Origin of the sequence: Streptomyces sp. NPDC059454 (assembly GCF_042749965.1) — a bacterium.
Classification (GTDB): Bacteria; Actinomycetota; Actinomycetes; order Streptomycetales; family Streptomycetaceae; genus Streptomyces.
In genome coordinates this window covers 1-15,132 of record NZ_JBHYVC010000053.1, presented here as the reverse complement: position 1 = coordinate 15,132, position 15,132 = coordinate 1, and the positions used below count along the sequence as shown (strand labels likewise).

The window sequence follows — 15,132 nt, the reverse complement described above, 5'->3', positions numbered from 1 at the left end:
CGCCTCAGCCGCGTACCGCGTCCCGCACCACGTCAGGCGTGTCGGTGATGATCCCGTCGACTCCGAATCCGGCGACCCGCCGGGCGGCGGTCGCGTCGTTCACGGTCCAGGTGCACACCTCCAGCGGCTTGCCGTGCACCCCCTTGAGGGCGTGCACGGCAGCGACGTAACCGGCGGATAGGGAGCCGTGCGAGGGATTGATCTGGTCGGTGAAGGCCGCGTACGCGGGCAGGTCCGACACGGGAGGCGTCCCGAGGAAGCCCGTCTTCACCGCGGGCCGCAGACCGTGGACCGTCCGTACGCTGTCCGCGCTGAAGCTCTGCACGATCAGCCGGTTCCGCACATGCCGGCGGTCCAGCCAGCCCTCGTTGCCCAGCACCTTGACGATCTGCCGCTCTATGCCGGGATACAGCTGAGGGTTCTTGATCTCCAGCAGCAGCTTCTGCTGGTGCCGCTCGACGCGGTGCACGAACTGTTCCAGCGTCGGCACGCGCGCGCCCGCGTACGCGGAGCCGAACCAGCTGCCCGCGTCCAGCCGGGCGATCTCCGCGGCGGTGAAGTCCTTCACCTTCCACGGAGCCCGGCCGGGGAAGACCTCCTCGACGTCGGTGGTGCGCTGGAGGCTGTCGTCGTGCAGGACGACGAGTTCACCGTCCCTGGTGCGCTGGACGTCGTTCTCCACCCAGTCGACGCCGAGCGCGGCGGCCTCGTCGACGGCCGCCAGGGTGTTCTCGGGCGCGTACGCGGACGCGCCCCGGTGGGCTATCACCAGGGGCCGCACGGGGTTTTCCGCGGCCCGCGCGGGGGAGGGCGGGAGCAGGAGGGCGGCGGTGCCCAGGAGCGCGATGGCCGAGGCGGTGACAGTGCGTGCGTGCATGCGTACTCCTCGCGTCGAGCGATCACATTCGGCTCCACTGTGACAGCGGAGGGTCGACGCGAGGCGGGTGCGGGATGGCCGCGGATTGAACGATGTCGCCCGAACTCCGCACACTGATGCCACACACCTGGGGCAAGGACGTGTTTCTTTGCCGGAAAGTCGTTCGACCATTCCGGTGGGGTCATACTCTCTGCGTCATCCCTGGCCGCTGTCACGGCGCCGGGAGGGGGGAATATCAAGACGTTGCGGGATACACGGGTCGGGAAGGGCAGCCGCGCATGCAAGGCACGGTCGACGGATTCAGCTACGGCCTGGTCACACCGCTGGTGGCCTTCCTCATGGCCTGTCTCGGCGGTGCCCTGGGCCTGCGCTGCACCACCAGGGCCCTCAGGGTGTCCCGTTCCTGGCGCCCCGGCTGGCTCGCCCTGGGGGCCGCGACCATAGGCTCCGGCATATGGACGATGCACTTCGTCGCGATGACGGGTTTCACCGTCGAGGGCACGCCGATCCACTACGACCGGCTGATCACGTTCGCGAGTCTGGCCGTCGCCGTCGTCATGGTGGGCATCGGGATCTTCATCGTCGGCTACAAGGGGGCCTCCGGAACGGCTCTGTTCACCGGGGGCACCATCACCGGCCTCGGCATCGCCTCGATGCACTATCTCGGCATGGCCGGGATGAACCTCGACGGATACCTGGAGTACAACGTCCTCACGGTTGCCGCGTCCGTGGCCATCGCCATGGCCGCCGCCAGCGCCGCCCTGTGGGCGGCCGGACAGGTGCGGGGATTCCTGTGGAGCGTGGGCGCCAGCGTCGTCATGGGGCTCGCGGTCACCGGGATGCACTACACCGGCATGGCCGCACTCGAGGTGCACGTCCACGGCACGGCCGAGCCCGCCGCGGGGGAGCCGGCGGCCGCCCTGCTCGGGCCGATGATGGTCGGCCCACTCGCCTTCCTCGTCCTCGCGGGCGTCGTGATGATCTTCGACCCGCTGATGGTCGCCGGCGGGTCCGCCACGCCCCCCGCCGAGCACAAGCCCGGCGTCCCCGCCCACTCCCCGGCCCACCACTCCCCGGCGCGCTCCCGGCTGCGGGCCCGCGGCCCCGTGGAACACCGCTCCCGGACCCCGCAGAAACACTGATCCGGACCCGTTGTCAGTGGGGGGCCGTACGGTGGATGACATGCGGCCCGTTTCCCAGATCGAACGCACGGTGGCGCCCTTCGAGGTCGTCAGCTCCTACCAGCCGAGCGGCGACCAGCCGACGGCCATCGCCGACCTCGCCCGGCGCATCGAAGCAGGTGAGAAGAACGTCGTCCTGCTCGGCGCGACCGGCACCGGCAAGTCCGCCACCACCGCGTGGATGATCGAGAAGCTCCAGCGCCCCACCCTGGTCATGGCGCCGAACAAGACCCTGGCCGCCCAGCTGGCCAACGAGTTCCGCGAGCTGCTGCCGAACAACGCCGTCGAGTACTTCGTCTCGTACTACGACTACTACCAGCCCGAGGCGTACGTTCCGCAGTCGGACACCTACATCGAGAAGGACTCCTCGATCAACGAGGAGGTCGAGCGGCTGCGGCACTCCGCGACCAACTCGCTGCTCACCCGCCGCGACGTCGTCGTGGTCGCCTCCGTCTCCTGCATCTACGGCCTGGGCACCCCGCAGGAGTACGTGGACCGCATGGTCCCCCTCCGCGTCGGCGACGAGTTCGACCGGGACGAACTGCTGCGCCGCTTCGTGGACATCCAGTACGCGCGCAACGACATGGCCTTCACCCGCGGCACCTTCCGCGTCCGCGGCGACACCATCGAGATCTTCCCGGTCTACGAGGAGCTCGCCGTCCGCATCGAGATGTTCGGCGACGAGATCGAGGCACTGTCCACGCTCCACCCGCTCACCGGCGAGATCATCAGCGACGACCAGCAGCTGTACGTCTTCCCGGCCTCCCACTACGTCGCGGGCCCCGAGCGGCTGGAGCGCGCGGTCAACGACATCGAGAAGGAGCTCGGCGAGCGTCTGACCGAGCTGGAGAAGCAGGGCAAGCTCCTGGAGGCCCAGCGCCTGCGCATGCGCACCACGTACGACATCGAGATGCTCCGCCAGATCGGCTCCTGCTCCGGCGTGGAGAACTACTCGATGCACTTCGACGGCCGCTCTCCCGGTTCCGCGCCGAACACCCTGCTGGACTACTTCCCGGACGACTTCCTCCTCGTCATCGACGAGTCGCACGTCACCGTCCCGCAGATCGGCGCCATGTACGAGGGCGACGCCTCCCGCAAGCGCACCCTCGTCGACCATGGCTTCCGGCTGCCCTCCGCCCTGGACAACCGGCCGCTGAAGTGGGAGGAGTTCCAGGAGCGCATCGGGCAGGCCGTCTACCTGTCGGCCACCCCCGGCCAGTACGAGCTCTCCCGCGCGGACGGCACGGTCGAACAGATCATCCGCCCCACCGGTCTCGTCGACCCTGAGGTCGTGGTCAAGCCCACCGAGGGCCAGATCGACGACCTGGTGCACGAGATCCGCACCCGCGTGGAGAAGGACGAACGCGTCCTGGTCACCACGCTCACCAAGAAGATGGCGGAGGACCTCACCGACTACTTCCTGGAACTCGGCATCCAGGTGCGTTATCTGCACAGCGACGTCGACACCCTGCGCCGGGTCGAGCTGCTGCGGGAGCTGCGCAGCGGCGAGTACGACGTCCTCGTCGGCATCAACCTGCTGCGCGAGGGCCTCGACCTGCCCGAGGTGTCCCTGGTGGCCATCCTCGACGCCGACAAGGAGGGTTTCCTGCGCTCGGGCACTTCCCTGATCCAGACCATCGGCCGCGCGGCGCGCAACGTCTCCGGCCAGGTCCACATGTACGCCGACAGGATCACTCCGGCGATGGAGAAGGCCATCGACGAGACCAACCGCCGCCGGGAGAAGCAGGTCGCGTACAACCAGGCGAACGGCATCGACCCGCAGCCCTTGCGCAAGAAGATCAACGACATCGTCGCCCAGATCGCCCGCGAGGACATCGACACCGAGCAGCTGCTCGGCTCGGGCTACCGCCAGGCGAAGAAGGACGGCGGTGGCACCAAGGCGCCCGTGCCCTCCCTGGGCACCAAGGCGGCCAAGGGAGCGAAGAGCGCCAAGGCCGCCAAGGGCGCGGCCGCCGAGACGGTGCCGACCGACCGCCCCGCCGCCGAACTCGCCGAGCAGATCGAGGAGCTCACCGCGCGGATGCGGGCCGCCGCGGCGGACCTCCAGTTCGAGATCGCGGCCCGGCTGCGCGACGAGGTGTCCGAGATGAAGAAGGAACTGCGACAGATGCGGGAGGCCGGCCTGTCCTGACGGCCGCGTACGCGATGTGTTGCAAGAACGACACAAAGTGCGGACCTGGGTACGTCACTGTCAGTGCCCCTGCGTAGGGTTCTGGTCAACCGCGATTGCGCGGTAACAGGGGAAGTTCGAGAGGGGAATCAGCGCGTGACCGTCAACATGACCAAGGGTCAGGCCATCAGTCTGCAGAAGAACGACGGCGGCAGCCTGACCGCGGTGCGCATGGGTCTCGGCTGGCAGGCGGCTCCCCGTCGCGGCCTGTTCGGCTCGCGCACCCGGGAGATCGACCTGGACGCCTCGGCCGTCCTGTTCGCGGACAAGCAGCCGGTCGACGTCGTCTTCTTCCGTCACCTGGTGAGCGACGACGGCTCCGTGCGCCACACCGGTGACAACCTCGTCGGCGGTGTCGGCCAGGGCGGCGACGACGAGGCCATCCTCGTCGATCTCTCGCGCGTCCCGGTCCACATCGACCAGATCGTCTTCACCGTGAACTCCTTCACGGGCCAGACCTTCCAGGAGGTGCAGAACGCGTTCTGCCGCCTCGTCGACGAGACCAACGGCCAGGAGCTCGCCCGCTACACGCTGGCAGGCGGTGGCGCCTACACGGCCCAGATCATGGCGAAGGTGCACCGGACGGGCACGAACTGGACGATGACGGCCCTCGGCAACCCGGCCAACGGCCGCACCTTCCAGGACCTGATGCCGTCGATCCTGCCGGTTCTCTAGGTACCGCACCCGAAGCAGGGGCACGGCAGGAGACACATCACACGCGACACAGGGGGGACGAAGGCGATGACGGCCGAGCTGGTGCGGGGGCAGAACCACCCGCTCTCCCAGTCCCGTCTGGAGATCCGGATCTCGGCCGGCACGCCGATCGTGGCCGTGGCCGCGCTCGGCGACGAGAACGGCCGGATCCACGGAGCGGAGTGGGTGGCCCACCCGGGCGCACCCGCCCAGCCCGGCCTGGAGGTGTCGCGGCAGGCGGCCGCCGACCACCGTCTCGCGGTGGACCTGGACGCCATGACGGACGCGGTCCACCGCGTCAGTGTGCTGCTCGCCCTGCCCGCCCCGGGCGGTGGTCCCGGCCCCGTCCGGTTCGGCGCCGTGGCGGCCCCCTTCGTCGCCGTCACCGGCCTGGACGGCAGCGAGATCGCCAGCTACACCATCACGGGCCTGGAGGCGGAGTCGGCCGTCGTCGCGCTGGAGCTCTACCGGCGGCAGGGTGCATGGAAGGTGCGCGCCGTCGGCCAGGGCTACGCGGGCGGCCTGGCCGACCTCCTCACCGACCAGGGCCTGCCCGAGGCCGTACAGCTCGCGGGCACCGTCAACGAGGCCGTCGCGCGGGGCCTCGCCCGCTCCGTGCAGGCGCCCCCGCCCCGCCCGGCCGACGGTGACCGCTCCCGTCAGCCGGCCGCCCCCGCGGTCGGCCCCGACCAGGGCGGCACCGCACCGCAGGGTGCCCCCGGCCCCGTACCGCCGTCGTACGGCGGGCAGCCGGCCGACGGACCGGGACAGACCGGACCGCAGCCGGCGTACGGCGTAACCGGTGCCGCGGACCCGTCCGCCACCACCGGCGGCCCGATCAACTACAGCCACCCCGGCCGGCGGAACTCCGCCCCGCCGCCGCCCCCGCCCACCGTTCCGCCGGCGCATCCCGGACAGCCCGCGCGGCCCGTCGCGGGGGACGCGACCGGCTGGTCCATGGAGGAGCGGCTCTACAACCAGGTCTGGGGCATGTTCGAGGACCTGGCCCGCACCACCGCCGCCTACCGCAGCGCCGTCGACTTCGCCGAGTCCCGCATGGACAAGGAGCTGGAGCAGGCCCTGTCCGACCCGCGCAGCCGGATCGGCGGTCAGGGCGACGCCGCGCGCGAGGCCGCCAGGGCCCGGCACGCACACCTCGTCGACCGGGCGCGAGAAGTCCTCGACCGGGACCTCGCCCAGCTCGTCGCCGAGGCCGACGTCGTCGAACCCGCACTGCCCCCGGCCTTCGCCCGCTGGGACAACCCCGCCTGGCACGCCTACCGGGTGCCGATGGAGATACCCATGGCGCTTCGTCTGGGCGACCTGCGGCTGCCCGAGGCCGACCGGATCCGCATCCCGATGCTGCTCCGGCTGCCGCTGGAGCGCGGCCTGTGGATCGATAGCGGGCGGGCCGACTCGGTCGACGGGTCGTTCACCGACTCCCACGACATGCGGCGCCTCGCCATGGAGACGGCGGTGGCGCACGCGGCCCGGCTGCTCGCCGTCTACCCGGCGGGCGAGTTCACCGTGCACGTCATCGACCCGGCCGGATCCGGGGCGCAGCCGCTGGCACCGCTGACGCAGACCGGTGTGCTGGCGGCCCCGCCCGCCCGGGGCGCCGCGGGAGTGACGGAGGTGCTGGGCCGGCTCACGCAGCGGGTCGACCTGGTGCAGATGGCGCTGCGCGGAGGCGCCCCGGACGCGCTGCCGCCCGGCTTCGACACCTCTCAGCAACTGCTGATCGTCAACGACTTCCCGCACGGCTTCGACGACCGGGCCGTGAACCAGCTGCGCTACCTCGCCGACGAGGGCCCGTCCGTCGGGGTCCATCTGATGATGGTCGCCGACCGCGAGGAGTCCGCGGGCTACGGTCCGCTCCTCGACCCGCTGTGGCGTTCGCTGCTGCGACTGACTCCCGTGCCAGACGAGCATCTGGCCGACCCGTGGGTCGGACACGCCTGGACGTACGAGCCGCCGCTCGTGCCGCCGGGCAGTCAGGTCCTCCACCAGGTGCTCACCCAGGTCGTGGCGGCCCGCCGCTCATGGAACAGGTGACGTCTCCCCAGCTTTGACCAAGCTTGCGTAAAGGTCTGTCACCTGGGGATTTGCATCTTTCTTTACTCATCTCTTTACCAATCCTTGGAGATTGGGTACTGTTGGCCGCACGGAGGGGAGTACTCCCTGTCTGTGCGGCGACCCCGTCAATACGGATCAGGCCAGATCCCGGGGCGTCGGCCCGAAGGACCGTCCGGACGCAGTCAAGCGCCGGAGGCCCGGGTGGAAGAGACCTCCGGCAGCGACGACGCTGACATTTGCCGTGTGACGTATCTGCCGGAGGCGCAGTGAATGTTTCCCTGGCCCTATGGGTCCTGACGATCGTGGGCCTGTGTGCCCTCATCGCGGTCGACTTCATCATCGGCCGCAAACCGCATGACGTATCCGTCAAGGAAGCCGGGATCTGGACCATCGTCTGGATCGTCCTGGCCGCACTCTTCGGACTCGGCCTGCTGATCTGGGGCGGAGGACAAGCCGGAGGCGAGTTCTTCGCCGGCTACATCACCGAGAAGTCGCTGAGCGTCGACAACCTCTTCGTCTTCGTCCTGATCATGGCGAAGTTCGCGGTGCCGTCGCAGTACCAGCAGCGGGTACTCCTCGTCGGCGTCCTCATAGCCCTGGTGCTGCGCGCGATCTTCATCGCCGCCGGCGCCGCGATCCTCGCCAGCTTCTCATGGGTGTTCTACCTCTTCGGTGCCTTCCTGATCTGGACCGCCTGGAAGCTCATCCAGGAGGCCCGGACCGACGAGGAGGACGAGGAGTACGAGGAGAACAAGCTGCTCAAGGCCGCCGAGCGCCGCTTCGGCGTGGCCGACCGGTACCACGGCACCAAGCTGTGGATCGAGCAGAACGGCAAGCGGGTGATGACCCCGATGCTCGTCGTCATGCTCGCCATCGGTACCACGGACGTCCTGTTCGCGCTCGACTCGATCCCCGCGATCTTCGGCCTGACGCAGGACCCGTACATCGTGTTCACGGCGAACGCGTTCGCGCTGATGGGCCTGAGGCAGCTGTACTTCCTCATCGGCGGCCTGCTGAAAAAGCTGGTCCACCTGTCCTACGGCCTGTCGATCATCCTCGGCTTCATCGGGGTGAAGCTGGTGCTGCACGCACTGCACGAGTCCGGGGTACACGTACCCGAGATCAGCATCCCGGTCTCGCTGGGCGTCATCTGCGCGGTCCTGGTCGTCACCACGATCACCAGCCTGCGGGCCTCCCGCAAGCAGGCGGAGGCCGAGGCGGCAGCAGGCCGGGGCGAGGGCTCCGTGAAGAAGGACATCGACGTCTGACCCTGTCGGACACCGGGAGCACCGGCACCGGGAGCGGAGGTCGGTACATCGCCGACCACCGCTCCCGGTCCCGTTTGTTCCCACCCCGCGCCACCCGTCGGCGCCGACCGAATTCGACTCGTACGAGGAGGCCATGCGTGACCATGATGACCCCGAGACGATCAGGATCACGGAGCGGAGGGGCGCGCCGTACGGCGGTGACACCCCCCGCGCCCCCTACGGTCGGCCGGTGGTCGGAGGATCGCAGCAAGGTGCGCCGCGGTAAGGTGCGACACCCGTTCACGTCTGCGACGATCGCCCCATGACCGCTCGGCTCAGGTCACTCGCGGCACAGTGGACGACCCTGGTACCGGTACTCGCCGTAGTTCTGCTGGTCCTGACCTGGGGGCGCGAACTGCCAGGCTGGGTCGTCGTGCTGGTGACCGCGATCCTCGCGGGGGCCGTGCTGGCGGCCGTGCACCATGCCGAGGTGGTCGCGCACCGGGTCGGTGAGCCCTTCGGCTCCCTGGTTCTCGCGGTCGCCGTCACCGTCATCGAGGTGGCGCTGATCGTCACGCTGATGCTCGACGGCGGGGACAAGAGCGCGACGCTCGCCAGAGACACCGTGTTCGCGGCCGTGATGATCACCGTCAACGGCATTCTCGGACTGAGTCTGCTGGTGGGATCACTGCGCCACGGTACGGCGGTGTTCAATTCGGAGGGCACCGGCGCGGCCCTCGCCACGGTCGCGACACTGGCGACCCTCAGCCTGGTGCTGCCGACGTTCACCACGAGCAAGCCGGGCCCGGAGTTCTCCACGGTGCAGCTCACGTTCGCGGCGGTCTCCTCGCTGATCCTCTACGCCTTGTTCGTGGCGACCCAGACCGTCAGACATCGCGACTACTTCCTGCCGATCGTCAAGCAGGGCGAGGCGGTCTCCTCCGAGCAGGAGCACGCCGGGACGCCCTCCACGCGCACCGCTCTGATCAGTCTCGGGCTGCTGGGTCTGGCCCTGGTCGGAGTGGTCGGGCTGGCCAAAGGGGTCTCGCCCACGATCGAGTCCGGAGTGGAGGCAGCCGGGCTGCCCCACTCCGTCGTCGGTGTGATCATCGCCCTGCTGGTCCTGCTCCCGGAGACCATCGCCGCGGTGCGGGCCTCGCGCCGCAACCAGGTGCAGACCAGCATGAACCTCGCGCTCGGCTCGGCGATGGCCAGTATCGGTCTGACCATCCCCGCCGTCGCGCTGGCCTCCCTCTGGCTCCCCGGTCCGCTCGTCCTCGGGCTCGGCAACACCCATATGGTGCTGCTCGCCCTGACCATGGTGGTGGGCGCGCTGACCGTGGTTCCCGGGCGGGCCACACCACTGCAGGGAGGCGTGCACCTGGTGCTGCTCGCGGCCTATCTGGAGCTGGCGATCAACCCCTAGCGGGAAAGGCCGGCGGTACACGGCCGCACGCTGCTCGGCGGCGTGGGCCGCGCCTCTCCTCGGGGCTCGTGGGCTGTCCGAAGACCTGAGTCCTCGGACAGCCCACGAGCAGTGCCGAGCAGCGCCCGGGTCACGACCGCGCGGTCACCCGGTGCGGGCTCGGGCATGACTCGACGGCAGTACGCCGCACCGTGATAAACCGGGTCCGAGCAGCGGTTCCGGTGAGGACCGCCCCACCCCGACGGACCGGAGGAACCGTGCCCCGCAACCTGGCCGACGCCCCCATCATGATCCTCAACGGCCCCAACCTGAACCTGCTGGGACAACGCCAGCCGGAGATCTACGGCTCCGACACACTCGCCGACGTGGAGGCGATGTGCGCCAAGGCGGCGGCGGCGCGGGGCGGCACGGTGGATCTGCGCCAGTCCAACCACGAGGGCCGGCTGGTGGACTGGATCCACGAGGCGCGGTTGAACCACTGCGGGATCGTCATCAACCCCGGCGCCTACTCGCACACCTCCGTCGCCGTCCTGGACGCCCTCAACGCCTGTGACGGCCTGCCCGTGATCGAGGTCCACATCTCCAACATCCACCGGCGCGAATCCTTCCGGCACCACTCCTATGTCTCCCTGCGCGCCGACGGGGTCATCGCGGGATGCGGGGTGCAGGGGTACGTGTTCGCGGTGGAGCGGATCGCGGCGCTGGCCGGCCCGGGACTGGCCGAGGCGTAGGCCCCGTTCGCCATGGCGGGCGTTCCCTGCAAGGGCCGGCTCACCAGCCCCGTGCGCGCCACTCCGGCAGATGCGGGCGCTCCGCGCCCAGGGAAGTGTCGTTGCCGTGCCCGGGATAGACCCAGGTCTCGTCCGGGAGGACGCCGAAGATCTTGGTCTCGATCCCCGACATCAGAGACTGGAAGTCCTCGGGACGTGTCGTCCTTCCAGGACCCCCGGGGAACAGGCAGTCCCCGGTGAACACATGCGGATGCCCGTGGGGGTCGTCGTAGACGAGGGCGATCGAGCCGGGCGTGTGCCCGACCAGATGGCGGGCGGTGAGCTCCACCTGCCCCACGCGGATGATGTCGCCGTCGTCGACCGGCACGTCGGTCGGTACGGGGATGCCCTCGGCGTCCTCCCGGCCCGCGTGGGTGCGGGCGCCGGTGGCCGCGACGACCTCGGCCAGCGCCTGCCAGTGATCACCGTGCCGGTGGGTGGTGACGACGGACGCGATGCCGTCGTCACCGATCGTCCCCAACAGGGTCCCCGCGTCGTTGGCCGCGTCGATCAGCAGCTGCTCGTCGGTGGCCCGGCAACGCAGCAGATAGGCGTTGTTGTCCATGGGGCCGACCGCGACCTTGGTGATCATCAGGTCCTTGAGTTCGTGCACGTCGGCTGGGCCGCCGACCGTCACCCGACCGCTGTACGTCATGACCGCCAGCCTATAGCGGGAACCCGCGCCGGACAGGTGCTACAGCGGGGGAAGCGACGGGAGGCCGCCGCCCTTGACCGTCAGGGCGGCGCCGTTCCGGCGGCCGGCCAGCCAGCCGAGCAGGTCGGCGGCCGGCCCCTCGACCGCGACCGGGCCGCCGTCCGCCCCGCCGCCGGTCGTCCACGTCCTGCCGTCCACGGTGGCCAGGGCGGTCGACGGCACGTCCGGGTGGCCGGCGAACCGCGCCGCGAGGAAGTCGATCTCCCGCTCCGCGAAGTCCGCCGACAGGTCCTCCAGCTCGTAGCCGATCCCGAGGTCCACGTGGTGCAGCTCCACCTCGACCCACCGGCGGAACGGCACCCGTTCCGCCCGGTCCGTGACCCCGTTGCGCAGCTCCACCGCGCGCGACCAGTCCGCGGGGGCCGCGCCCACCGCGCGGAAGCGCTCCCCGCTCTCCCGCAGGTCGGCGAGGTGCACGTCGAGGGGACGCGGCGCGTCCCGCTCGATGTCGGCGTCCCGGGCCGCGCCGGAGACGTACATGGGGCGGCCCTCGAGGACGTTCACCAGAGCATCCGCGTTGCGGGCCAGATGGGCCAGGACGTGACCACGGGTCCAGCCGGGCAGCCGTGACGACTGGGTCACAGCCGCGTTGTCCAGTGCGGCGACCGCGGTGAGCAGCCGCTCGGTCGCTGCTTGTACAGACGCCAGGTCATCAGCGTGATCAATCATGGTGCTGACCCTAGCCCTGTCACGCCATCGGGTGAAGGTGGTGAAGCCGTACCCTAAATCGAATGCACGTGCTATAAGGTCGTGTTCGGCGTCGGGCATGCTGGAGAGCCGGGGTTTGTTGACAACCCGTGAATCCGAACCGGCGTTGTCAGTGGCTCCCCCTAGTCTGAGAAAGACGGGGGCCTCGCCCCTGTCACTTCTCTCAAGAAAGGTGCGGACCGGCGTGGCCGACCGTCTCATCGTCCGTGGAGCGCGCGAGCACAACCTCAAGAACGTCTCGCTCGATCTCCCGCGCGACTCGCTCATCGTCTTCACGGGCCTGTCGGGGTCGGGTAAATCCTCGCTGGCCTTCGACACGATCTTCGCCGAGGGACAGCGGCGCTACGTGGAGTCGCTCTCCTCGTACGCCCGGCAGTTCCTCGGCCAGATGGACAAGCCGGACGTCGACTTCATCGAGGGCCTGTCCCCGGCGGTCTCCATCGACCAGAAGTCGACCTCCCGCAACCCGCGCTCCACGGTCGGCACCATCACCGAGGTCTACGACTACCTGCGCCTGCTGTTCGCGCGCATCGGCAAGCCGCACTGCCCCGAGTGCTCCCGGCCGATCTCCCGTCAGTCGCCGCAGGCCATCGTCGACAGGGTCCTGGAGCTGCCCGAGGGCAGCCGTTTCCAGGTGCTCTCCCCGCTGGTGCGCGAGCGCAAGGGCGAGTTCGTCGACCTCTTCTCCGACCTGCAGACCAAGGGCTACTCCCGCGCGCGGGTGGACGGCGAGACGATCCAGCTCTCCAGCCCGCCCACGCTGAAGAAGCAGGAGAAGCACACCATCGAGGTGGTCGTCGACCGCCTCACGGTCAAGGACGGCGCCAAGCGCCGCCTCACCGACTCCGTGGAGACCGCCCTCGGCCTGTCCGGCGGCATGGTCGTGCTCGACTTCGTCGACCTCCCCGAGGACGACCCCGAGCGCGAACGCATGTACTCCGAGCACCTGTACTGCCCGTACGACGACCTGTCCTTCGAGGAGCTGGAGCCGCGCTCCTTCTCCTTCAACTCGCCCTTCGGCGCCTGCCCCGAGTGCACCGGCATCGGCACGCGCATGGAGGTCGACCCCGAGCTGATCGTCCCCGACCCGGACAAGAGCCTCGACGAGGGCGCCATCCACCCGTGGTCGCACGGCCACACCAAGGACTACTTCGACCGTCTGATCGGCGCCCTCGCGGAGGCGCTGGGCTTCCGCACCGACATCCCGTTCGCGGGTCTGCCGCAGCGCGCCAGGAAGGCCCTGCTGCACGGCCACAAGACCCAGGTCGAGGTCCGCTACCGCAACCGCTACGGCCGCGAGCGCCGGTACACCACGGCCTTCGAGGGCGCCCTCCCCTTCGTCAAGCGCCGGCACAGCGAGGCCGAGAGCGACGCCGGCCGCGAGCGCTTCGAGGGCTACATGCGCGAGGTGCCCTGCCCCGCCTGTGAGGGCACCCGGCTCAAGCCGGTCGTCCTCGCCGTCACGGTCATGGGCAAGTCCATCGCCGAGGTCTCCGGCATGTCCATCAGCGACTGCGCGGACTTCCTGGGCGAGCTCAGGCTCACCGACCGCGACAAGAAGATCGCCGAGCGCGTGCTCAAGGAGGTCAACGAGCGGCTGCGGTTCCTGGTCGACGTCGGCCTGGACTACCTCTCGCTCAACCGCGCGGCGGGCACGCTCTCCGGCGGCGAGGCCCAGCGCATCCGCCTGGCCACCCAGATCGGCTCCGGACTCGTCGGCGTGCTCTACGTCCTCGACGAGCCCTCCATCGGCCTGCACCAGCGGGACAACCACCGGCTGATCGAGACCCTGGTCCGGCTGCGCGACATGGGCAACACGCTCATCGTCGTGGAGCACGACGAGGACACCATCAAGGTCGCCGACTGGATCGTCGACATCGGCCCCGGCGCCGGTGAGCACGGCGGCAAGGTCGTGCACAGCGGCTCCCTGAAGGAGCTGCTCGCCAACGCCGAGTCGCAGACCGGCCAGTACCTGGCCGGCAAGAAGGCCATCCCGCTGCCCGACCTCCGCCGCCCGCACGACCCGTCGCGCCGGCTCACGGTGCACGGCGCCCGCGAGAACAACCTCCAGGACATCGACGTGTCCTTCCCGCTGGGCGTCTTCACCGCGGTCACCGGTGTGTCCGGCTCCGGCAAGTCCACGCTCGTCAACGACATCCTGTACACCCACCTCGCCCGCGAGCTGAACGGCGCGCGCAGCGTCCCCGGCCGGCACACGCGCGTGGACGGCGACGACCTCGTCGACAAGGTCGTGCACGTCGACCAGTCGCCCATCGGCCGTACCCCGCGCTCCAACCCGGCGACGTACACCGGCGTCTTCGACCACGTCCGCAAGCTGTTCGCCGAGACCACCGAGGCGAAGGTCCGCGGCTACCTGCCCGGCCGCTTCTCCTTCAACGTCAAGGGCGGCCGCTGCGAGAACTGCGCGGGCGACGGCACCATCAAGATCGAGATGAACTTCCTCCCGGACGTGTACGTCCCGTGCGAGGTCTGCCACGGCGCCCGCTACAACCGGGAGACCCTGGAGGTCCACTACAAGGGCAAGTCCATCGCCGACGTCCTGAACATGCCGATCGAAGAGGCCATGCACTTCTTCGAGGCCGTCCCGGCCATCGCCCGCCACCTGAGGACGCTCAACGACGTCGGTCTCGGCTACGTCCGGCTCGGCCAGTCAGCGACCACCCTGTCCGGCGGCGAGGCACAGCGCGTGAAGCTCGCCAGCGAGCTGCAGAAGCGCTCCACCGGCCGCACGGTCTACGTCCTGGACGAGCCGACCACCGGTCTGCACTTCGAGGACATCAGCAAGCTGCTGACGGTCCTGTCCGGCCTGGTCGACAAGGGCAACACGGTCATCGTCATCGAGCACAACCTCGACGTGATCAAGACCGCCGACTGGGTCGTCGACATGGGTCCCGAGGGTGGTTCCGGCGGCGGCCTGGTCGTCGCGGAGGGCACCCCGGAGCAGGTCGCCGGCGTCCCGGCCAGCCACACCGGCAAGTTCCTGCGGGACATCCTGGGGGCGGAGCGGATCAGCGACGCCGCGCAGGCGCCGGCCCCGCGCAAGACGGCGGCGAAGAAGACGGTCGCCGCCAAGGCCACCACCAGGAAGACGGCCACCAAGGCGGTCGACGGTACGGCCGCCAAGAAGACGGCCACCAGGACCGCCGCGAAGAGGACGACGCGGGCGACCAAGGCCTGACCGGTCCGCATCCGCACGCGCCGTGCCGCACGGGAACCCCGTGCGGCAC

At 69.8% G+C, this 15,132-nt stretch carries 11 protein-coding genes; 8 read left to right on the top strand and 3 right to left on the bottom strand.

Annotation, left to right across the window (positions count from 1 at the left end):
- Positions 1-4: 4 nt before the first annotated feature.
- Positions 5-877, bottom strand: coding sequence for a glycerophosphodiester phosphodiesterase (locus ACFXAE_RS27785; RefSeq protein WP_384719655.1), 873 nt, complete (start codon positions 875-877; stop codon positions 5-7).
- 278 nt (positions 878-1,155) lie between these two features.
- Between ACFXAE_RS27785 and ACFXAE_RS27780 the strand changes: the two genes are divergently transcribed.
- From ACFXAE_RS27780 to aroQ, 7 genes are all read left to right on the top strand, one after another.
- The gene (locus tag ACFXAE_RS27780; RefSeq protein WP_384719653.1) at positions 1,156-2,019 is read left to right on the top strand and encodes an MHYT domain-containing protein; all 864 of its coding nucleotides are present in this window, start codon (positions 1,156-1,158) and stop codon (positions 2,017-2,019) included.
- Between the two features lie 40 nt (positions 2,020-2,059).
- Entirely contained in the window at positions 2,060-4,210 is a 2,151-nt protein-coding gene (uvrB, locus tag ACFXAE_RS27775) for an excinuclease ABC subunit UvrB (protein ID WP_384719651.1), read from the top strand.
- A gap of 135 nt (positions 4,211-4,345) precedes the next feature.
- Entirely contained in the window at positions 4,346-4,924 is a 579-nt protein-coding gene (locus ACFXAE_RS27770) for a TerD family protein (protein ID WP_384719649.1), read from the top strand.
- A gap of 66 nt (positions 4,925-4,990) precedes the next feature.
- A complete protein-coding gene (locus tag ACFXAE_RS27765) occupies positions 4,991-6,997 on the top strand; it encodes a TerD family protein (protein WP_384719647.1) in 2,007 nt (668 codons plus the stop codon).
- A 287-nt stretch (positions 6,998-7,284) separates the two neighbouring features.
- Positions 7,285-8,286: a TerC/Alx family metal homeostasis membrane protein gene (locus tag ACFXAE_RS27760; protein WP_384719645.1), complete on the top strand. Its 1,002-nt coding sequence runs from the start codon at positions 7,285-7,287 to the stop codon at positions 8,284-8,286.
- Between the two features lie 301 nt (positions 8,287-8,587).
- Entirely contained in the window at positions 8,588-9,691 is a 1,104-nt protein-coding gene (locus ACFXAE_RS27755; protein WP_384719643.1) for a calcium:proton antiporter, read from the top strand.
- A gap of 257 nt (positions 9,692-9,948) precedes the next feature.
- Entirely contained in the window at positions 9,949-10,422 is a 474-nt protein-coding gene (gene aroQ, locus ACFXAE_RS27750) for a type II 3-dehydroquinate dehydratase (RefSeq protein WP_384719641.1), read from the top strand.
- A gap of 40 nt (positions 10,423-10,462) precedes the next feature.
- Here aroQ and ACFXAE_RS27745 read toward each other — a convergent pair whose 3' ends face one another.
- On the bottom strand, positions 10,463-11,116 hold the full coding sequence (locus ACFXAE_RS27745) for an MBL fold metallo-hydrolase (protein ID WP_384719639.1): 654 nt from the start codon (positions 11,114-11,116) through the stop codon (positions 10,463-10,465).
- A gap of 39 nt (positions 11,117-11,155) precedes the next feature.
- Positions 11,156-11,845, bottom strand: coding sequence for a maleylpyruvate isomerase family mycothiol-dependent enzyme (locus tag ACFXAE_RS27740; protein WP_384719637.1), 690 nt, complete (start codon positions 11,843-11,845; stop codon positions 11,156-11,158).
- 223 nt (positions 11,846-12,068) lie between these two features.
- Here ACFXAE_RS27740 and uvrA point away from each other — a divergent pair, with 223 nt between their 5' ends.
- Entirely contained in the window at positions 12,069-15,083 is a 3,015-nt protein-coding gene (gene uvrA / locus ACFXAE_RS27735) for an excinuclease ABC subunit UvrA (protein ID WP_384719635.1), read from the top strand.
- The last annotated feature ends 49 nt before the right edge of the window (positions 15,084-15,132 follow it).